The 19,577-nt window shown below is 69.8% G+C and carries 16 protein-coding genes; 9 read left to right on the forward strand and 7 right to left on the reverse strand.

Features of this window, described 5'->3' with window-relative positions:
• Nucleotides 1–232 precede the first annotated feature (232 nt).
• From icd to F3H13_RS03365, 3 genes are all read right to left on the reverse strand, one after another.
• On the reverse strand, nt 233–1,495 hold the full coding sequence (gene icd / locus F3H13_RS03355; RefSeq protein ID WP_149797647.1) for an isocitrate dehydrogenase (NADP(+)): 1,263 nt from the start codon (nt 1,493–1,495) through the stop codon (nt 233–235).
• A 156-nt stretch (nt 1,496–1,651) separates the two neighbouring features.
• The gene (locus F3H13_RS03360; RefSeq protein WP_149797648.1) at nt 1,652–2,716 is read right to left on the reverse strand and encodes a glycosyltransferase; all 1,065 of its coding nucleotides are present in this window, start codon (nt 2,714–2,716) and stop codon (nt 1,652–1,654) included.
• Between the two features lie 70 nt (nt 2,717–2,786).
• Nucleotides 2,787–4,367, reverse strand: a complete 1,581-nt coding sequence (locus tag F3H13_RS03365; protein ID WP_223174366.1) for an HTTM domain-containing protein — start codon at nt 4,365–4,367, stop codon at nt 2,787–2,789.
• A gap of 122 nt (nt 4,368–4,489) precedes the next feature.
• On the opposite strand from F3H13_RS03365, the gene F3H13_RS03370 reads away from it, so the two are divergent.
• Nucleotides 4,490–5,413, forward strand: coding sequence for an isoaspartyl peptidase/L-asparaginase (locus F3H13_RS03370; protein ID WP_149797650.1), 924 nt, complete (start codon nt 4,490–4,492; stop codon nt 5,411–5,413).
• 37 nt (nt 5,414–5,450) lie between these two features.
• Here F3H13_RS03370 and F3H13_RS03375 read toward each other — a convergent pair whose 3' ends face one another.
• Entirely contained in the window at nt 5,451–5,864 is a 414-nt protein-coding gene (locus F3H13_RS03375) for an Lrp/AsnC family transcriptional regulator (RefSeq protein WP_137687187.1), read from the reverse strand.
• Nucleotides 5,865–5,960: 96 nt separating this feature from the next.
• Here F3H13_RS03375 and carA point away from each other — a divergent pair, with 96 nt between their 5' ends.
• Both carA and surE read left to right on the forward strand, forming a co-directional pair.
• A complete protein-coding gene (carA, locus tag F3H13_RS03380) occupies nt 5,961–7,022 on the forward strand; it encodes a glutamine-hydrolyzing carbamoyl-phosphate synthase small subunit (RefSeq protein WP_149797651.1) in 1,062 nt (353 codons plus the stop codon).
• Nucleotides 7,023–7,198: 176 nt separating this feature from the next.
• A complete protein-coding gene (gene surE / locus F3H13_RS03385; protein WP_149797652.1) occupies nt 7,199–8,095 on the forward strand; it encodes a 5'/3'-nucleotidase SurE in 897 nt (298 codons plus the stop codon).
• An 82-nt stretch (nt 8,096–8,177) separates the two neighbouring features.
• Here the strand turns inward: surE and F3H13_RS03390 are convergent, their stop codons facing one another.
• Complete coding sequence (locus F3H13_RS03390) at nt 8,178–8,417, reverse strand: hypothetical protein (RefSeq protein ID WP_149797653.1); 240 nt, start codon at nt 8,415–8,417, stop codon at nt 8,178–8,180.
• A 486-nt stretch (nt 8,418–8,903) separates the two neighbouring features.
• Here F3H13_RS03390 and F3H13_RS03395 point away from each other — a divergent pair, with 486 nt between their 5' ends.
• Nucleotides 8,904–10,676 (forward strand): glutamate--tRNA ligase, encoded by a 1,773-nt coding sequence (locus F3H13_RS03395; protein ID WP_149797654.1) that lies wholly within the window; start codon nt 8,904–8,906, stop codon nt 10,674–10,676.
• Nucleotides 10,677–10,768: 92 nt separating this feature from the next.
• Nucleotides 10,769–11,098 (forward strand): 4Fe-4S dicluster domain-containing protein, encoded by a 330-nt coding sequence (locus F3H13_RS03400; RefSeq protein ID WP_149797655.1) that lies wholly within the window; start codon nt 10,769–10,771, stop codon nt 11,096–11,098.
• 427 nt (nt 11,099–11,525) lie between these two features.
• Here F3H13_RS03400 and tmcA read toward each other — a convergent pair whose 3' ends face one another.
• Nucleotides 11,526–13,865 carry a tRNA(Met) cytidine acetyltransferase TmcA gene (tmcA, locus tag F3H13_RS03405; RefSeq protein WP_149797656.1) on the reverse strand — a complete coding sequence of 780 codons (2,340 nt, stop codon included), beginning with the start codon at nt 13,863–13,865 and terminating at the stop codon, nt 11,526–11,528.
• A gap of 129 nt (nt 13,866–13,994) precedes the next feature.
• Between tmcA and F3H13_RS03410 the strand changes: the two genes are divergently transcribed.
• Nucleotides 13,995–14,441: a UPF0179 family protein gene (locus F3H13_RS03410; RefSeq protein ID WP_149797657.1), complete on the forward strand. Its 447-nt coding sequence runs from the start codon at nt 13,995–13,997 to the stop codon at nt 14,439–14,441.
• 31 nt (nt 14,442–14,472) lie between these two features.
• Here F3H13_RS03410 and F3H13_RS03415 read toward each other — a convergent pair whose 3' ends face one another.
• The gene (locus F3H13_RS03415) at nt 14,473–15,198 is read right to left on the reverse strand and encodes a nucleoside phosphorylase (RefSeq protein ID WP_149797658.1); all 726 of its coding nucleotides are present in this window, start codon (nt 15,196–15,198) and stop codon (nt 14,473–14,475) included.
• 187 nt (nt 15,199–15,385) lie between these two features.
• On the opposite strand from F3H13_RS03415, the gene F3H13_RS03420 reads away from it, so the two are divergent.
• From F3H13_RS03420 to hmgB, 3 genes are all read left to right on the forward strand, one after another.
• Nucleotides 15,386–15,574: a hypothetical protein gene (locus tag F3H13_RS03420; protein WP_149797659.1), complete on the forward strand. Its 189-nt coding sequence runs from the start codon at nt 15,386–15,388 to the stop codon at nt 15,572–15,574.
• Nucleotides 15,575–15,669: 95 nt separating this feature from the next.
• On the forward strand, nt 15,670–18,036 hold the full coding sequence (locus F3H13_RS03425; protein ID WP_223174367.1) for an Ig-like domain-containing protein: 2,367 nt from the start codon (nt 15,670–15,672) through the stop codon (nt 18,034–18,036).
• Nucleotides 18,037–18,159: 123 nt separating this feature from the next.
• Nucleotides 18,160–19,503, forward strand: coding sequence for a hydroxymethylglutaryl-CoA synthase (gene hmgB / locus F3H13_RS03430; RefSeq protein ID WP_149797660.1), 1,344 nt, complete (start codon nt 18,160–18,162; stop codon nt 19,501–19,503).
• Nucleotides 19,504–19,577 lie beyond the last annotated feature (74 nt).

The raw sequence follows: 19,577 nt of genomic DNA on the forward strand, positions 1-19,577 counted from the left end.
GTGTTCGCCGCGGCGGCTGCGGTTTATAAGCAAGCGGCTGGGGTTTTGGGAATGTTCGCCGCCGTCCTGTTGACACCTATTTATAAGCAAGCGACCGGGTCGGACATGGCCGCCGCAATATTTTAAATACGAGATTCGACGGAATCCAACTGGTAGCCGACACCGAAAGAGATCGGAAAAACACCGAGATCGAACAGACAGCGATCCGCCGAGAGCCGACCGTCTGTCCGCCTTACGCCAGTTCGTCGATCTTGTCGACGACGGCGTCCGCGAACTCGCTGGTCGCGAGCTTCTCGCCGCCCTCGATCTGCCGGTGAAGGTCGTAGGTGACCTTCCCGGAGGCGATGGTCTCTTCGACGGCGTCGCGCACGAGATCCGCGGCGTCGGACCAGCCGAGGTAATCGAGCATCTCGCGGCCCGAGAGGATCATCGCGGTGGGGTTCACCTTGTCCTCGCCGGCGTACTTGGGCGCGGAGCCGTGGACCGGCTCGGCGAGACAGCGGCCGTGACCGAAGTTGGCGCCGGGCGCGATGCCGAGGCCGCCGATCTGCGCGCCGGCGGCGTCGGACATGTAGTCGCCGTTGAGGTTCATCGTCGCGATGACCTCGTACTCGTCGGTGCGGGTCAACAGCTGCTGGAGCATGTTGTCCGCGATGCGGTCCTTAACGACGACGGTGCCCTCGGGCTGCTCGCCGTCGTGCTCCTCCCAGAGCTGGTCCTCGGTGATGACGTCCTCGCCGTACTCCTCCTCGGCGACCTCGTAGCCCCAGTCGCGGAAGGCGCCCTCGGTGAACTTCATGATGTTCCCCTTGTGGACGAGGGTGACCGAATCGCGGCCGTTGGCGACCGCGTAGTCGATGGCCTCGCGGACGAGGCGCTTCGAGCCGAACTCGGAGATGGGCTTGACGCCGATGCCGACCGGGCCGTCGTGGATGACGTCCGCGATGCCCATGTCGTCTTCGAGGAAGTCGCGTACCTCCTCGACCTCGTCGGTGCCGGCCTCCCACTCGACGCCCGCGTAGACGTCCTCCGTGTTCTCGCGGAAGGTGATCATGTCCATCTTCTCGGGGTTCTTGACGGGCGACGGGACGCCCTCGAGGTGGTAGGTCGGGCGGACGTTCGCGAACAGGTCGAGCGTCTGCCGGAGCGCGACGTTCAGCGAGCGGAACCCGGCGCCGACCGGCGTCGTCAGCGGGCCCTTGATCGCGACGCGGTGGTCGCGGATGGCCGAGACGGTGTCCTCGGGGAGGTTCTCGTCGTACTTCTCGCGGGCGGACGCCCCGGCGTAGACCCGCATCCACGCGATGGAGCGACCCGTCGCCTCGGCGGCGGCGTCGAGTACCTGCTGCGCGGCCGGCCCGACGTCGGTACCGATTCCGTCGCCGTGAATGATCGGGACGATCGGGTTGGACGGAACGTTCAGCTCGCCGGTCTCCTCGTCGGCGATCGTGATGACTTCGCCGTCGTCGGGGACGTCGACCTTATCGTAGCTCATGAACGTTCGTGGATTCCTGTGCCCCCCTAAAGTGCCTGCCGTTTTCGGCGGGAGCGTCGCGCTCGCAGCGTTTGCCGGTTCTCGCCGGGCGATCCTCGGGCCGCTCCGCGGACGCGTCTCCCGACGCCTCGCTGCTGCTCGCCCGGCGGTTGCCGGTCAAACCGGTTCGACCTCGACGTCGAACAGCGACCGCCAGCGGTAGCGGCGCCCGCCCCAGACGAACGTCCGGCGGGCGAGCGCGTACGCCATCAGCGGCGGGGCGATCAGGACGCCGGGCGCCGCGAGCAGGAACGTCGCGCGCCGGATCCCGAACCGAGCGTACGCCGCCCCCGCCAGCGCCGTGACGAGAGACACCCCGGCGACCGGCGCGAGCAGACAGAGCGCGGCCATGACGACGCCGAAGGCGGCGTTGAACGCCGTCGCCCCCGGCGCGTGGTACCGGGTGATCGTCAGGAAGCGGACGAACCGCTCCAACGAGCCCCGGAGCGACCCGCCGGCCCGGACGTAGCGCGTCCGATCGACCGCCGAGACGTCGACGTGTTCGGTGAGCGTCCCGTCGTCGCTGACGGTGCGTCGGAGGTCCCGCAGGAACGCCGGCTCCCCGTCGCGGAGGTCGTCGCGCTCGAAGATCACGGCGCCGCCCCACGCGACGCCGGTCTCGAACACCGCGAGCGTCCCGCCGATCACGTACGCCGGCTCGAACAGGCGAGCGAGGGGGTCGCGCCCGACGAACACCGGCACCTCCGTGGTCGGTCCTCGCCGGTCGTAGTCGGCGTCGAGCGTCGCCAGCCAGTCTGACGGGTGGTGAAAGTCGTCGTCCGTCCAGGCGATACGGTCGTTCGCGGCCGCCTCCATCCCGGCCGCGATCGCGTTCGCCTTCCCCGAACAGCCCTCGGGCTCGCCGGCGATCACGATCCGGGTGCGGGCCGGCAGGTCGCCGCGCCGATCCGCCACGGGGTCGTCCGGCGAGTCGCAGATCACGAGGAGTTCGTCGCCGTGGCGGTCGCGGTCACTGTCGGCGTCTTCGCGGTCGCGGTCACTGTCGCGGTCGCCGTCGTCGCGGTCGCCGTCGGCCTCACCGCCCTCATCGCCGCGGAACGCCTCTGGGCCGCGGAGCTGCGCCGCCACCTCGTCGCAGGCGTCGGTCCAGCGGACGGTCGGCAACAGGACGGACACCGGCGTCGGACTCGTCGGCGGCGCGGTCGATTCCGAATCGGTCACGCCGCGCGCTTCGGGCGCTCGATGTTTAAATCGCGGCGTCGAGCGGCGGACGGCTCGCCGGCGCGGTCGGTCACCGCCCCGAACAGGAGCCCGTCCCGACCTCCTCGACTCGCGTCTCCCCGTCGTAGACGTCGACGCCGACCGCCGAGACGGTGACCGATTGGATCCGACCGTCTCCGGCGTCCCCGGCGTCTCCGGCGCCACCACCGTCGGCGAACCCCGCAGCGCGGTCACAGAGGTGCGCGAGCAGCGGGTCGACGCGGGCCGGGTCGGGATCGTCCGCGAGCGGCGTGAGGAACTTCCGCCAGCGCGCGGTGGGGTACGCGCGGGCGTCGCCGGGCGGTCGATCGCGCGCGACGCGGTCACCGTACAGGGCGTCGATCCGCTCGCCGTCGGCGGTCGTCGCGGTCGCCAGCACGAGCGCGTCGGTCGAGGGCGGGTCCGGCGCAAACATGTCCCACCCACGCTCGGTCGGGTCCGACACCGACGCGACGGGGTCGGGCGCCTCGACGAGCCCGAGTACCATCCCGTTCCACGCCACGAGCGCGACGAGGAGGACCGCGGCGACGACCGGAATCGCGGCCGCGGCCCGCTCGCGGACGGCCGAGGCCGCCCCGCTGCCCTCGGTTCGGCTCGGGGGCGCGAACCGACGCTCCGCGAGCTCTCGGAGGCGGCCGGCCGCGGGAGCGACCACGCGCTCGACCCGGTCCCAGACGAACGGCGGGAAGAAGGGCACCAGCGCGGCCGCGGAGGTCACGGAGAAGACGCCGATCTGGAGCGTGAGGGCCATCGAGAGGTGCGCCGCGAGGAGCGTCCCCGCGAGCGCCGCGCGGACCCGGCCGGCGGCCGCGATCAGCAGCGGGGAGGCGAAAAGCAGCGCGAGCCAGCCGTACGTCGCCGCCGAGAGCAGCACCGACCACTCGGGGACGAGGCCCCCGAGCGGGCCGTGGAGATAGGTGAGCCGGAAGACGCGCTCGACGGCCTCGCCCGCGGGCCACGCGATCCCGCGGAGCTTCTCCACCGCGTTAGAGACGTACACCACCGCGACGAGGCTCAAGAGCAGCGCCGCGGCGGGGCCGGCGACGCGTCCGGAGGCGGGGCCGGCGACGCGTCCGGCTTCCCTTTTGCCCGTCGCGTCCGCTGGACCGTCCCCGCGCCGGCGGACCGCGTCGACCGACCAGCGAGCGCCGAGCGGGCACAGGAGCCCGGAGCCAACCAGCTGGAGGAGGAGGGTGTCCCCGGCGTTGAGGACGAACGGGTTCCGCGCCTGGAGCGACGCGAGCAGGACCAGCGAGACCGCGGCCGCGACGCGGGTGCGGTAGCCGGCCGCGAGCGCGACGGCCGCGGCGCCCGCGACGAGGAACAGCAGCGCGACGGCCCACGGTTCGCCCGAGACGGTGTGGAGCGAGAGGCGGGCGCCGAGCGGGGACGCCTCGGCGAGCGTCGCCCGCGGGAGGGCGCCCGCGTCGGTGTAGAAGGCGGTGAGGTTCCGCGCGCGGAGCGCGAGGTCGGCGAGGAGGACGACGCCGAGCGCGACCCGGAACGCGGCGAGTGCGCGCGGGTCGACTCCGAGACGGCGGCTGAGCGCGGCGCGAACGCGGGAGGCGGGCCGCGCGCGGCCCGTCGCCTCCCCGGCGTCGGCGGTCGTCACGATGCCCGCGGATCGCCCGGCGGCGGGAATAGGTCTTGCGGCGTCGCGGCGAGCGGCCGGTCGGTCCCAGCCGTCGCCGCCGGGTTCCGGGCGCTTATGTGGCCGCCGCGGATGGCCCCGGTATGCGAGTTATCGTCCACGGCGGCGCGGGCGGCGCGCCCGACGACCCGGAGCCCAGACAGGCGGTCCTCGACGAGGCGGCCGCACGCGGTGCCGACGCCGCCTCGCCGCTCGACGCGGTCGAGTCCGCGGTCGGCGTCCTCGAATCGGACCCCCGGTTCAACGCGGGCGTCGGCGGCGCGGTCCAGTCGGACGGCGTCGTCCGCACCGACGCCGGCGTGATGACGTCGGACCGCGAGGTCGGCGCGGCCTGCTCGATGCCGGGCGTCGAGCACGCGGCGAGCGTCGCCCGCGTCGTCCACGCCGAGACGCCCCACATTTTCGTCTCGGGCGAGCACGCGGTCGACCTCGCCGACGAGTTCGGCGTCGACACCGGCGTCGACCTGCGTACCGACGAGAAACGGGAGCGCTACGAGACGGAGGACCCGCCGCGGGGCGGCCCGCGCGAGCACCTCGACTGGCTCGCGACGCGGTTCGGCTCGGGCGACGACCAGGCGGGCGAGGGATCGGAGGGGGAGCGCTCGGAGGGTGACGACGGGAAACACGGCGCCCCCGACCACGACACGGTCGGCGCGGTCGCGACCGACGGCGAGTCGTTCGCGGCGGTGACCTCCACGGGCGGCCGGTCGTTCGCGCTCGCCGGGCGCGTCGGCGACGTGCCGCAGGTCGGCTCGGGGTTCTTCTGTACCGAGGCCGGCGGCGCGAGCGCGACGGGCGCCGGCGAGGACATCGCGCGCGTCATGCTCTCGCGGCGCGCCGTTGACTACCTCGACGACGGCCTCGACGCGCAGGCCGCGGCCGACCGCGCAATAGACGAGTTCGAGGCGATCACGGGATCGGGCGCCGGCGTGATCGTCCTCGGCGACGAGGGCGCCGGGAGCGCGTTCAACACGGAAGGGATGCAGACGAGCGTGGCGGAAGAGTAGTCGGTGAGAGGCGGTCGCCGAGCCGCTCGGTCCCCGCCTACCCCAACCGCTCGTCGAGAATGAGCCGCGTCTTCGTCGACTTGACCTCGTCCATCTCGCGGGCCTGCGTGATCAGTTCGTTGACCGCGCGCGTGTCGACCGCGTCGACGACGAGGACGATGTCTTCCTCGCCCGACACCTGCCAGACGAAGTCGACCTCCTCCCACTCCACCATCCGCTGCCCGACCGCGTCGGTGTTGACGTTCATCTCCACCGAGATCTCGATCATCGCCTTCACGTTGCCGGTGCGGGTCGTGACCGTGAACCGCTCGATCACGCCCTCGTCGGTCATGCGGTCGACGCGGTTGCGCACGGTCCCCTCGGAGGTCCCCACCCGGTCCGCGATCTCCGTGTACGGGGTCCGCGCGTCCCGTCGCAGGATCGAGAGGATCCGTCGGTCGAGGTCGTCCATACCGATCCGTCTCGGTCCCCCGCCTTACCCGTTACGAATATCGTAACGAACCTTCGAACGACGCATTTATATCTCTTTGTGCGTACGTTTCTCGTAATGTCGGACGCCTACATCGCGCTGGCCGACGGACGCGTGCTCGAAGCGCGCGCTCGTGCGCCGGGGCGGACCCGCGGCGAACTGGTGTTCACGACCGCGTACACCGGCTACGAGGAGTCGCTCACCGACCCCTCCTACGCCGAACAGATCCTCACCTTCTCGTACCCCCTCATCGGGAACTACGGCGTCCGAACCGAGCGGTTCGAGTCCGAGTCGGTCCAGCCCCGCGCGGCGGTCGCCCGCGAGCTGACCGACGACGTCGCCGACTGGCTCGCCGGGGAGGACGTGCCGGCCGTCGACCACATCGACACCCGTGAGATCGTCACCACCGTCCGCGAAGAGGGCGCGATGGCCTGCGGGATCGCGGCCGGCCCGGACGCGACGCCCGAGGACGCGGTCGCGGAGATGGAGGCGTGTAAGCCGATGAGCGACCACGTCGACATCGGCGCGCAGGTCTCGGTCGCGGAGCCGACCGTCCACGAGGGCGGCGGCGATGTCGACGTGGCCCTGCTCGACTGCGGCGCGAAGGGCTCGATCATCTCCTCGCTCACCGAGCGCGACGCGGACGTCCACGTCCTCCCGTACGACGCGACTCCCGAGCACGTGGCCGCCGTCGAGCCAGACGTGCTCTTCGTCTCGAACGGCCCGGGCGACCCGGAGAACTTCGTCGCCGCGCAAGCGGTCGTCGACGAGTTCGCGGGCGACCTGCCGCTGGCCGGCATCTGCCTCGGCCAGCAGGTGATCACGAGCGCGCTCGGCGGCTCGACCGAGAAGATGGCGTTCGGCCACCGCGGCGTCAACCAGCCGGTGAAGGACCTCCGCACCGACAAGGTCGTGATGACCACCCAGAACCACGGCTACACGGTCGCCGACACCGGCCCGCTCGAGGTGACGCAGGTGAACGTCAACGACGACACCGTCGAGGGGCTCGACAGCGAGGAGCTGGACGTCATCACCCGCCAGTACCACCCCGAGGCGAACCCCGGCCCGCACGACTCGCTCGGCTTCTTCGACGAGGTGCTCGACCTGGCGACCTCGTCGCGCCGCCTCGCGGCCGACTGACCGTTCGACTCATCGCGTTCCCGTTTTCCGCCGCTCCGGCGCCCTCCGACTGACCACACGGAGTACCACCCGGCCGACGCCCGCGACGTTCCTCCCCGATCCCGCTCGAGTCGCTCACCCTCCGCTCTTCGACCCGGACCGGCGACGTTTTCTCTCGCCGGCTCGCAGGGTGTCGCATGCCAACCGAGATCCTGCTCACCAACGACGACGGGATCGACGCCGTCGGGCTCCGGGCGCTCGCGGACGCGCTCTCGCGCGACCACGACGTGACGGTCGTCGCGCCCGCGAGTAACCAGTCCGGCGTCGGCGGCGCGCGCTCGTGGTGGGAGACGACGGTCGACTACACCGAGACGGACCGCGGCTACGCGGTCGAAGGCACCCCCGCGGACTGCGTCGCGGTCGCGGAGGTGGCGCTCGGGCTCGACCCCGACGTCGTCGTCTCCGGCTGTAACCACGGGCCGAACATCGGTGCGCACATCCTCGGGCAGTCCGGCACCGTCGGCGCCGCGATGGAGGCTTCCTTCCTCGGCACGCCCGCGATCGCCGTCTCGCTGTACGACCGCGGGAACCTCCCCGTGCCGCCGACGCTGGACAACGGCGACTTCGCGGTCGCCGGCGAGGTCGTCGCCGACCTGCTCGCTCGCGCCGACCTCGGTGACGGCGAGCGAGACGCGGACGGCTCGCCCCTCCCGTTCGGCGCCGACGTGTTGAACGTCAACGTGCCGGCCGCGGACGACGAGGCGGCGGCGAACCCGACCTACCGGCTGACCGAGCCCGCGCGCGGCTTCGATGTGATCGAGTTCCGCCCGGGCGAGGAGGGGCCGGACGAGGAGAACGCCCCTGAGGGCTGGGAGTTCGGCGAGCGCCGGGGCGAGATGGGGATGGAGCTGCGCGACCGCTTCTGGCGGGAGTTCCTGCGCGGCAACGTTCCGGACGACCCCGGCTCGGACCGCCGCGCGGCCGTCGAGGGCGAGGTGAGCATCTCGCCGCTGTCGAGTTCCCGGTCCGTCGCGGGCGAGCAGGCCGGCGACCTCGTCGAGCCGGTTCGGGGCGCCCAGACGGGCGCCGATTAGCGGGGCGTCGCGCCGCCGGCAGCGGGAGGGCGAACGACGGTCGATATCAGCGCCGGCGTGACGATGCGAACGCCGGTCGATCTCAGCGCGGGCGCCGGCGCCGAGGGCCGCTGCCGGCGAACTCCGCCGCGAGACGGCCGAGGTACCACACGACCACGAGGCCGAGACCGAGCCCGGCCCCGGCCGCGGCCAGGAGCTGGACCGGCGTCGGGTCCAACTGGAGGGCGATAAGCGGCGGCGTGGCCGTGACGATCGCGAGCAGCACGAGCTTGATCTTCCGGTTTCCGGCCTCTCGCTCCGCCTCGGAGATAGGTCCTACCACCGTGATCTCCCCCGCGTTCCGACGACTACCGGCGCGATGCTCATGCCTCGACCACGGTCCCGGCGACTATCAAGGCGACGAACCGAACCGGTTCGTCCGGCGTCGAGGGCCGGCGCGAGACGATCACCACCGCCCGGCGAGGGTCGGCGCAAGACGAACACCGCCGCGCGGCGACCGATCGCGCCACTGGGTCCCCCGCGCTAAAAAGGGTCTCGACCGTTTACGCCGGTAGCGGGCCCGTACCGCCGTGAACGGTCTGGGTCGTTTAAGCCCGTCCGACCGCTCGTGTCGAGTGCCCCTACCCGCCGTCCCGGCGCGACGGACGTCGCGGCGGTCGCCGCCCGAGCCGCTCGTGCTGCCCGTCCCGCTCGCGTCGTCCGAGCCGCTCGTGCTGCCCGTCCCGCTCGCGTCGCCCGAGCCGCTCCGGGACCCGCCCCTCCCCGCCGTTTCGCGGCGTTTTTGACCCGACCCCGACAAGCCACGCCCATGGACGACGAACTCCGCGAGCGCGTCGCGGCGGCCGGCGAGGCTGCGGCGCTTTTCAACGCGCTCAAACACGGCAGCGACCCGGACGTGGGCGCGATCATGGGCCCGATCATGGGCGAGAACCCCGAGTTCCGCCCGCACGGCGACGAGATTCCGGGCGTCCTCGCGCCGGTCGTGAACGAGGTCGGCGAGATGGACGAGGCCGAGCGCCGGGAGCGGCTCGGCGAGCTCGCGCCCGAGCGGCTCGCGGAGCTGGAGGCCGACGACGAGGAAGACGAGCACGTCCTCCCCGACCTCCCGAACGCCGAGGACGGCGCGGTCGTGATGCGCGCCGCGCCGAACCCGAACGGCCCGTGGCACGTCGGCCACGCGCGCATGCCCGCCGTCATCGGGACGTACAAGGAGCGATACGACGGCGAGTTCATCTGCCGGTTCGACGACACCGATCCGGAGACGAAGCGCCCCGACCTCGACGCGTACGACGCGATCCTCGAGGACATCGAGTACCTCGGCTTCGAGCCCGACCGCGTGCTTCGCGCGTCGGACCGGCTGGAGACGTACTACGACCACGCCCGCGAGCTGATCGACGCCGGCGGCGCCTACACCTGCTCGTGTTCCGGCGACGACTTCTCCGAGCTGAAAAACGCCGGCGAGGCGTGTCCCCACCGCGAGAAGGACGTCGAGACGGTCCGCGAGGAGTTCGCGGCGATGGTCGACGGCGAGTACTCGGCCGGCGAGATGGTCCTCCGCGTGAAGACCGACATCGAACACAAGAACCCCGCGCTGCGCGACTGGGTCGCCTTCCGGATGATCGACACGCCGCACCCGCGCGAGGCGGCGGCCGACTACCGCTGTTGGCCCATGCTCGACTTCCAGTCGGGCGTCGACGACCACCTCACGGGCGTCACGCACATCATCCGCGGCATCGACCTCCAGGACTCCGCGAAGCGCCAGCGGTTCGTCTACGACTACTTCGGCTGGGAGTACCCCGAAACGCTCCACTGGGGCCACGTCCAGGTCGACGAGTACGACGTGACGCTGTCCACGTCGACGATCAAGGGCCTCATCGAGGACGGCGAGCTGACCGGCTGGGACGACCCGCGCGCCCCGACCATCCAGTCGATGCGCCGCCGCGGGATTCAGGGGCGGGCGCTCGTCGACTCGATGACCGAGCTCGGGATGTCCACCTCCGACGTCGACCTCGCGATGTCGTCGGTGTACGCGAACAACCGCGACCTGGTCGACGACGATGCGAACCGCTACTTCTTCGTTCGCGACCGCGATGACGCGCCCGCCGTGGAGCTGCCGGTCGTCGACGGCGACGCGCCCGCGCCCGAGGCGGGCCACCCGCCGCTACACCCCGACCACCCCGACCGCGGCGACCGCGAGGTGCCCGCCGGTCGGATCGCGGTCGAGTCCCCCGACCTTCCGGCGGAGGGCGAGCGCGTCTGGCTCAAGGGGTACGGCTGCGTCCGCCACGAGGGCGACGAACTCGTCTTCCTCGACGCCGACATCGACGTGGTCCGCGAGGGCGACGTGGACGTGATCCACTGGGCGCCGGCCGAGGAAGGGCTCGAGACGCTCCTGCGCACCGTCTCCGGCGACGTCCGCGGGATCGCTGAGCCCGCTCTCACCGACGTCGACCCCGACACGGTCGTCCAGTTCGTGCGCGTCGGCTTCGCCCGTATCGACGCGTTCGACCCCGAGGCGACCGACGAGGCGGACGGCCCGGAGGGCTCCGAGGACCTGCTGGCGTACTACGCGCATCCGTAGGTCGATCGTTGAGGGGCGGGCTCGGCCCACCCAGCCGACCGAATCCGTTCGTCGCGGAGTTTAAACCCCCAAGCGGCGAAGCGAGGGCAACGATGGCCATCGACTCGAACTTCGAAGTGAACCGCGAGCGGGCCGGCGAGGAGGACGGCGTCGCCGTGTGGGGCCCCGTCGAACCGCCGGAGAAGCAGGGGATCCGCGGCACCCACGTCGCGGTCGACTTCGACATCTGTCTCGCGGACGGCGCCTGCCTTGAGGACTGCCCGGTCGACGTCTTCGAGTGGGTCGACACCCCCGGCCACCCCGAATCCGAGCGCAAGGCGAACCCGGCCGACGAGGACCAGTGCATCGACTGTATGCTCTGCGTGGACGTCTGCCCCGTGGACGCCATCGACGTCGATCCCGGCCGTGAGAATCGCTTATAAATAGCCGTTGACGGCGTGGTGTCGATTTCTCTCTTCCGAGTTGATCTTTTATAAGTAGTTGACAGCGGATCGGCGGCGGATGCCTCCAAAGCCCCAGCCGTTCACTTATAAGTGGCTACTGGTGGATCGGTGGTGAACACCGCCAAAGCCCCAGTCACGATGACTCGCGCGGCTCGGTGCGCTCCTCGCTCGTTCGCTTCGCTCACTCGCTGCGGTGCTTCCGTCGCCGTGCTTCGTCCTCGCGACTGCCCCTTTGAGTCCCACCCCGCACCGCACAGCACAGCGCCTCACGCCTCCCCAGCCTCGTCGGCCTCCCTCCGCTTCGCTCCGGTCGGCCGACTCCCTCGCGCGTGCGACTCGCGCCCTCCGGGCGCTCGTCGGCACGCGCCACCGCGGATCCATTTATAAATAGTCGCCGCCGTTCCGCTCAGCTGCTTATAAACCGCTCCCGCTCCTTGCGCGCGAAGTCGGTTCCGTACCGCTCGACGACGGGGACGAAGGCGTCGCCGAGCGCGCGCATACACGCGCTCGGCGAGACGAAGTCGAGTTCCTCGGCGACCTTCTCCCACGGCCGGCCCTGAAGCACCTTCCGCACGAGCAGGCGCTCCTCGCGGTCATCGAGGCCGACGCCGTCGCCGCCGCTCCCCTCGATCAGCGTTGCGAGCGCGAGGTCGCGGAACGCCCCGGGCGCCGTGTCGTACATCCCCGGGCCGACCGACGCGCCGACGACCGAGCGCCACTCGGTGTCAGTGAGGTCTATCGGGACCGGCGCGGGACACGCGCGGAGCGCGCCGCGGACCACGTCCGGGTCGACGTCGCGGTGCGCGTCCGAGAGCCCGTCGCGCTCGCGGTCCCGGAAGGCGACCGCGTGGCGGTCCAGCAAGTCGCGCCCGGCCTTGGTCTCCGGGCGGAGCATGACTGCGGAGTACTCTCCCGAGGCGTCGTTGCGGCTCGTCGAGAGGTGAACGGTCCGGTAGCCCGCCCGGCGCCAGAAGCGGAGCAGCCGCGGCGTCGCGCCGTAGCCGACCGAGAAGTAGTCGACTCCCTCGCCGAACTCCGCGTGGACCTCGTCGAGCAGCCGCGAGCCGAACTCCGCGTCCCGGAGCGCGTGGTGGGTCGCGATCCGGACCGTCCGCAGGCCGCGCGGCGCGGCGGCCGCCTCGTCGCGAAGCTGGCTCGTGAGCACGTCCGGCACCATGTTGCCGCGGACGCGCTCGCCCTCGTACATCCCCCGCCGCGTCTCGGCGTCGAGCCCGCCCTCACGCGCGAGCAGCGCGACCGCGACGACCCGGCCGTTCGCGACGAGCGCCCGCGCGACGAGGTTCGGCGCGTCGAGCAGCCGCGCGAGGTCGTTCGGCTCGGTCCGGTAGTGGGCGGCGACGAGCAGCCCGAACGCCTCGCCGAGCAGCGTCTCGTCCGCAAGCAGGTCGTCCGGGTCGAGCGCGCGATAGGCCGCGTCGTCGACCGCGGCGTCGCCGACCGCCTCGTCGACCGCGGGCCGGGCGTCCAAGAGGAGCGCGCGCGACGCCCACGCCTCAACCGGGTCGTTCCGCGCGTATCGGATCGGCTCGTCGAGCCGCACGTCGCGGACCGCGAACCGCGAGGCGAGCAGCCGCTCGCGGAACCGGACGGCGAACCCGCGCCCCGCCCCCTCGTAGCCGTGGACCGTCGTGCAGAACGCGACCGCGGGCGCGTCGAGGAACCCCTCCAGCAGCCGCACCGGGAGCGCCGCCGCCTCGTCGACGATCGCCGCGTCCGCCTCGCCCGCTTCTGCCGCGGCGGCCGCGGGCGGCAGGAACCGGACGCGACCGCCGGCCGGCGTTCGAAGATCGCGCTCGTCCGCGTCGCTGGCGGGGTCGCCCTCGCCGTCCCCGTCTCTCTCGCTCCCGATCAGCTCCCGGGCCCGCGCGAACACCTCCGCGGCGTTCCGGAACGCGGGCGCGGTGACGAGCACGTCGCGGCCCGCCAGCGCGAGCGCGCCCGCCGCCAGCCCGGCCGCGCTCGACTTCCCGCGCCCCCGATCCGACTCGACGACGACGGCGGCGCCGGGCTCGGCCAGTGCCTCGAACGCGCGCAGCGCCCGCGCCTGGTCGGCCGTGCGGCAGGCGCCGTACGCGGCCGCGGGGAACGTCGCCCCTGGCGGCGCGCTCCGGGAATCGGCGGCGTCGACCGCGGCGTCGCCGACCGCCTCGTCGACCGCGTCGCCGGCGTCGACCGCCTCGTCGCGCTCGTCACGCTGTCCCCCGGTGAGTCCGTCGCGCTCCAAGCCGTCGGCGGCCGGCTCGTCGCCGAGCGCGACGACCGCGATTCCGGGGTGTCCGCGGAGCGTCGCGACGAGGCGCTCGCGGAACCGCCCGGTCACGTCGTCGATGCCGAAGGGAGGCACCGCGAGCGAGTCGTCGAACCGGTCGCGGATCGCCGGCCAGTCGTCGAGCGCGGGCGTCAGGAGGATCAGGAGCCCGCCGCCGTCGACGGCGCCGACCGCGCGGCCGAGCGCGTTCGGGACGAACCGCTCGTGGCAGTCCAAGACGACCGCCTCCCGGGTGCGACCGAGGAGTTCGTCGGCGTTTCGCGGGCGGCACTCCTCGAACCGGAACCCCCCGCGCGTCGAGACGATGGAGACGTCCCCGTCGTCGACTCCGAGCGACTCGACCGCGTCGTAGGCGGCGTCGATCGCGCGGTTGCGGTCGCCCGCGAGCACGAGGACGCGCCGCTCGTTCGCCCGCTCGGCCTCTGCGCGCAGGTCGCGCGCGACTCCCGCGATCATCTTCGGTCGTGGTTGCCGAGGCGCGCGGATGTGTCTTGCCCTCCGGACTTCTTCGCCCCGTTTTCAGGGCGACCCGGCGACGCCCGCCGAGGCGGGAGGCTTACGGACGCTCGGCGCGTCGCTCCGGGCATGACCACGGTCACGCTCATCGGGACGCGGCTCGCGGACGTGGGCCGCGAGTTCGTCTACGAGGGGGAATCGACCGACTGCGAGGGGTGCCCCTACCGCGGCCAGTGCCTCAACCTCTCCGAGGGCACCCGCTACCGGGTGACCGGGATCCGCGAGAACGCCCAGACGCTCGACTGCGCCGTCCACGACGCAGGGGTCCGGGCGGTCGAGGTCGAACCCGCGTCGGTCCCCGCGAACGTCCCCTCGAAGCGCGCGTACGCCGGTAGCAAGGTGTCGCTCGCGGGCCCCTGTCCGCACACCGAGTGCCCCAGCCACGGCTACTGCGTCCCCGACGGCGCCGACTTCGACGAGGAGCGCGTCATCGATCAGGTGCTCGGCGATCCCCCCCACGAGACGTGCGCGCTCGACCGCGAGCTAACGCTCGTGGAGTTCCGCGCGGAGGAGTAGAAACCGAACGATCGGCGGCCGCTCCGCCCGACTACAGCGAGGTGATCGCGTTCAGCGTGATCCGGATCGCGCGCTCGACGTTATCTTTCGCCTTCTCCGGCAGCTCGTCGTCGGAGTCCGCCCCCTTCTGTGATCCGGCGACGAGGTTGCCGTCGACGGTACAGATGGCGCCGGCGGCGAGCCCCTTCCGCCGCGCGAGCGCGAAGACGGTCGCGGCCTCCATCTCGATCGCGAGCAGGTTCGCGTCGTTCCAGTCGTCGACGTACTCGTTGCTCTCGTTGTAGAACGCGTCGTCGGAGACGATGGGGCCGACGTGGATCTCCTCGTCGTTGTCCTCGGCCGCCCCGACGAGCCCCGTGAGCACGTCGTAGTCGGGGACCGCCGGGTAGTTCGCGGACTCGTAGCGCTTGCTCGTCCCCTCCTCCTTGGCCGCGCCCGTCGCGACGACCATGTCGCCGACCTCCATCTCCGGCTGGAGCGCCCCGCAGGTGCCACACCGGACGAACGTCTCGACGCCGACCCGCGAGAGCTCCTCGACGGCGATGGCGGCCGACGGGCAGCCGATCCCGGTCGAGCAGATAGTGAGGTCGGTCCCCTCGTAGCTCGCGTTGACGACCTTGTACTCGCGGTTCTGCGCGACGACCTCGCTGTCGTCACAGAGGTCCGCGATCCGGTCGACGCGCCCCGGGTCGCCCGGGATGACCGCGATGTCGTGTACGTCGCCCTCCTCGACCAGCAGGTGCGGCTGTTTCGCCATACGAGCGGGGACAGCCGCCGCGCGCAAAAACGGACCGGTCGGCAGGCGGGGGTGGCGGCGCGAGACGAATTTGATATCGCGATATGAGATTTATTAGCGGGTCGAGGCGCCGTCAGTCTCCTCTCGATGAGCGCGACGGCTTCGGGCGAATCGGCCGATTTATCGCCCGAGAACTCTCCGTTCGCGTATGGTCGACGCTGACGCTTCCCTCGCCTCGACGATCGGCGCCCTCACGGTCGCGTTCGTTCTTGTCACGCTGGTCGCCGGGACGCTCCTCGGCTTTAACTGGACGCAAGCGGTGCTGCTCGGGGGGTTCGCCGGCGTCGTGGCCGTCGCGTCGGCGTGGCTGACGGACCGGCGCGCAGGCGGCGACTGAGTCAGGTCCCCCGGCTCTCGACAGCACTCGCCCGAGTATCGCGATTGAGAGGTCGGACGGAGGCTTTTATACCCGCTCGGCGTCGACACCGTACAATGCGATTCAGTCGCGACCGTCGGGGCCAGTCGGTCGTGGTCGGGACGGTGATCCTGTTCGGCTTCCTGATCTTAGCGCTCTCGCTGTATCAGGTGCAGATCGTTCCGCAGGAGAATACGCAAGTGGAGTTCGACCACAGCCAGCAAGTCGAGGGAGAGTTCCTCGACGTACGGAACGCGGTCTTGAGCGCCAGTCGCACCGGAACCGGTCGATCGACCTCGGTGAAACTCGGAACGCGGTATCCACAGCGTACGTTCGCGTTGAATCCACCACCGGCCTTCGGCCGACTGTCCACGAGCGCTCCGCGTGAACTACGCGTAGAGAACGCCACCGTCGAAGGAGGGTCAAACGTCGTCGATTACTGGCAGAACCGAACTAACATGGACGGGGCCATCGCGTTCGACACGCGGTCGCTGCGGTACTCACCCGAATACAACGAACTCCGGGACAGCCCCGACCTCGTGTACGAGAATTCTTTCGTCGTTGCCGAGTTTGATAACACCGCTCTCGGCCGGAGTGGACAGACGGTGGTGGATAGCGATAATCGGATCCGGTTAATCGCGTTGAACGGAAATATCGACGAGTCTGACACTCGGCGGACGAGTGTGGACCCTGACGCGCTCTCCCAGAGTCGGCGCTCGGTGCGCCTGACGTCGGCTGGAGGTGATCCGATCGTCCTCGAACTCCCGACCGATGTCTCGCCGGACCGATCCGGAGATCTCGAGCAGGTGTGGAGCGATCGCCTCGGTACGGACGTAGAAGAAGTCACCGTATCGGGCGGAACGGTACGGATTGAACTCGACGGCGCCGAAGCCTATCGTCTTAGCTTGGGTGCGGTAGGAGTCGGTGACGGAACGAGTGCTCCGAACGAGTCGGACGGATACATCACGAAGATCTCCTCAAACAACGGTGTCGCGGTCGCTGAAGTCCGTGATCGATACAACAACCCCGTTGAGGACGCGCAGGTCAACATCTCGGTCGACGGAGCCTTCGAAGAGACGACACGGACCGACGGTGAGGGTCGCGTCAGCTACGAGGTCACCGACGTTTCCGACGTCGAAATGGAGATCAATGCCGGGACGGAAACGTGGGAGTCCGTTCTGTTCGAAAACGTCGGCGTTGGCGCCGGTGGCGGTGATAGAACGGAATCGCTTCTCGTCGCACCAGATGAAGCAGTCGCGTTCAACGGTCCTGGATCCGCTGAACAAGGCGGATTCCAACTCGACGTCGAGAACCAGCACGACGGGGCGATTCGCATCACTGACGTGACCGTGCTCCCGGATGATCCCAACCTCAACGGGCTATCGGACGAAGCTGCCGGCTCTGGACCGGGGCGGTCAGAACTGTACGTTGAGTCTGCTGGCGGTGTTGTCGGCGAAAAGAACGTACTCTTAGGACTCGATCAGGAGTACACGTTCGTACCGAACAGCGGACTTCGGCTGAACCTCCAGCGTGGTCCGGAAAAACGAGCGTACGACATTGGTGCGGAGGCATACGTCGATGCTGAGACCGAATTTGCCGGCGCAGAGGTCCCGCTGGGGTCTAACGAACGTGCGACAATTACCCTAGCCGAGTTCTACGAAGTCGGGCAGAACACGGCGAACGTCGTCAATGTCGTCGATGAGACATTTAGCGTGACTGTGGGGTACAAAATCGACGGGGAACGGCGGACCGAGCAGTTCGTCACGACGGTTACCCAGGGACCAGTCGGGCAGGTGGACCTCCAAGACAATATTGAGGACAGTGACGGGAGCTTCGAGGTGACGACCGACCAGTATCAGAACCTCGCAGAGGGATGGGTCGTCGTTGAGAACATCGATACCGGTCAGACCGAATCATTCGAATCGAGCGACGGACAGACAACGACAGTCGATTCAGCTGATGCCGGCGGCGTGGCTGCCGGCGACGAAATTGTCGCTACGCTCTATGAGAGTGATGCGGAACAAAACGAACTCGACACGGACTCGACGGTCGTCGGTGGTGAACCGTTCGGGGTGTTCGTCCAAGGCGAGGAGTCGCTTGGAAATGGCGGCGATATCGACGCAGATTTCGAAGTCAATAGCGGCAGCGAAGTGTTCAGCTTTGATGTCAATGTTGATCGGTCGGGTAACAGCGCTAACTATGGCGGAACAGTAACTATTGACGGCGGAGCGTTTAATAACGAGGAATTGACTCTCACGGGCGCCGCAGCAGAAGATCTAGGCACGGGGAATGAAATAGATCTCCTCAATCCTGATATCTATGACTCCGTTAACGAAGGTGGCCTCCAGTCGATCAGTGAGCAGCTTGACTCGGGTTCAACTGTCGAGTCGCTAAACAATGGAGGAAGCGTTGATCTCGGGCAACCTGACGTCCGTGAGCAGTAGCCGACACATGATTCGACCACTTCGAAATTAACCCGCGGGAGCAATGGTAGTGCCGAAAACAGTACCACGATCGACGTAATCCCCATCGACAAAACCATATGCCAGTCCCGTGAACGACCGTGTATGACCGCAGTCGGGATCGACGGCATCGAGATCTGGACCGGGAAGCTCAAGCTCGACCTGCCGGGGACGTTCGCGCCCGAGCAGGGCGACGACCCCGAGAAGTACACGAAGGGGCTCGGGCTCAACAACTCCTCGTTCCCCGACGTGTACGAGGACATCGTCACGATGGGGGCAAACGCGGCGAAGGGACTGATGGACCGGAAGGGGCTCGAACCCGAGGACGTCGGGCGGATCGACGTCGCCACCGAGTCGGCGTTCGACCACTCGAAGCCCGTGTCGACGTACATCGCGGGCTGTCTCGAACAGGTGTACGACGGCGACTTCACCCACGCCAACAAGGGAGAGCGCAAGTTCGCTTGCCTGGCGGGGACACAAGCCATCGACGACGCGTACAACTGGATCCGCGCCGGCCGCAACCGCGGTCGCCCCGCGATCGTGATCACCACGGACACGGCGCTGTACGCCCGCGGCGACCCCGGCGAGGCGACGCAGGGCGCGGGCGCCGTCGCGATGCTGATCGACGAAGACCCCTCCGTCGTCGAGCTCTCGACCGACCAGGGGTACGGCTCGAAAGACGAGACGGACTTCCTCAAGCCGAACCAGCAGTTCCCCAGCGTCGACGGGAAGCGCTCGGTCCAAGTGTACCTCTCCCGGATGCGCGAGGCCTTAGAGGACTACGAGTCCGTCACCGACGACATCGAACTCGAGGACTTCGCGTACGCCCCGTTCCACACGCCGTTCCCGGGCATGGTCCGGAAGGCGGCGCTGCTGGCGTACCGGCACGTCATCCGCGACACGGCCCACGAGGACGCCTTGGCCGACGAGATCGGCCGCCAGCCCCGCGAGGGCGAGTACGACGACCGCGAGGCGTACGAGGAGGCGATCCGCGGGTACATGGACGACCTGAAGACGACCGAGCAGTACCAGACGTGGTACGACGCGACCGTCGAGCCGACGCTCGGCCTCTCTCGCGAGGTCGGCAACTGGTACACCAGTTCCGTCCACATCGCTCGCGTGAGCGCCCTGCGCGACGCCCTGACCCGCGACCGCGAGTTTGTCGACGAGACGCTGCTCGTCGCCTCCTACGGTTCGGGCGCGCAGGCCGAGATCCACGCCGAGACGATCCGCGAGGGGTGGCGCGCGGAGATTGCGGGCCTCGACATCGACGACCAGCTCGACGCCCGCTACGACCTCACGTGGGACGAGTACGAGGACGTCCACGACGTCCACGAGTATGACATGGACGTCGAACGCGAAATCGAGGAGTTCACCCAGCCCGACGGGGAGTTCGTCTTCACCGGCTGGGGCCGGATGAACGAGCGGAAGTACGAGTACGTCGAGTAGGCCGCGCCCGTCGCCGCTCGGTTTCTCCGATCCGTGAGTCGCCCGCAGCGGCCCGCAACCCCGTGAAAACGGCT

Origin of the sequence: Halorubrum xinjiangense (assembly GCF_900102375.1) — an archaeon.
Classification (GTDB): Archaea; Halobacteriota; Halobacteria; order Halobacteriales; family Haloferacaceae; genus Halorubrum; species Halorubrum xinjiangense.

Excerpts from the sequence above, each read along its gene's own strand:
- icd (WP_149797647.1), bottom strand. The coding sequence starts at position 1,495 with ATGAGCTACGATAAGGTCGACGTCCCCGACGACGGCGAAGTCATCACG.
- F3H13_RS03370 (WP_149797650.1), top strand. The coding sequence starts at position 4,490 with ATGCGAGTTATCGTCCACGGCGGCGCGGGCGGCGCGCCCGACGACCCG.
- F3H13_RS03375 (WP_137687187.1), bottom strand. The coding sequence starts at position 5,864 with ATGGACGACCTCGACCGACGGATCCTCTCGATCCTGCGACGGGACGCG.
- carA (WP_149797651.1), top strand. The coding sequence starts at position 5,961 with ATGTCGGACGCCTACATCGCGCTGGCCGACGGACGCGTGCTCGAAGCG.
- surE (WP_149797652.1), top strand. The coding sequence starts at position 7,199 with ATGCCAACCGAGATCCTGCTCACCAACGACGACGGGATCGACGCCGTC.
- F3H13_RS03395 (WP_149797654.1), top strand. The coding sequence starts at position 8,904 with ATGGACGACGAACTCCGCGAGCGCGTCGCGGCGGCCGGCGAGGCTGCG.
- F3H13_RS03400 (WP_149797655.1), top strand. The coding sequence starts at position 10,769 with ATGGCCATCGACTCGAACTTCGAAGTGAACCGCGAGCGGGCCGGCGAG.
- tmcA (WP_149797656.1), bottom strand. The coding sequence starts at position 13,865 with ATGATCGCGGGAGTCGCGCGCGACCTGCGCGCAGAGGCCGAGCGGGCG.
- F3H13_RS03410 (WP_149797657.1), top strand. The coding sequence starts at position 13,995 with ATGACCACGGTCACGCTCATCGGGACGCGGCTCGCGGACGTGGGCCGC.
- F3H13_RS03415 (WP_149797658.1), bottom strand. The coding sequence starts at position 15,198 with ATGGCGAAACAGCCGCACCTGCTGGTCGAGGAGGGCGACGTACACGAC.
- F3H13_RS03420 (WP_149797659.1), top strand. The coding sequence starts at position 15,386 with ATGGTCGACGCTGACGCTTCCCTCGCCTCGACGATCGGCGCCCTCACG.
- F3H13_RS03425 (WP_223174367.1), top strand. The coding sequence starts at position 15,670 with ATGCGATTCAGTCGCGACCGTCGGGGCCAGTCGGTCGTGGTCGGGACG.
- hmgB (WP_149797660.1), top strand. The coding sequence starts at position 18,160 with ATGACCGCAGTCGGGATCGACGGCATCGAGATCTGGACCGGGAAGCTC.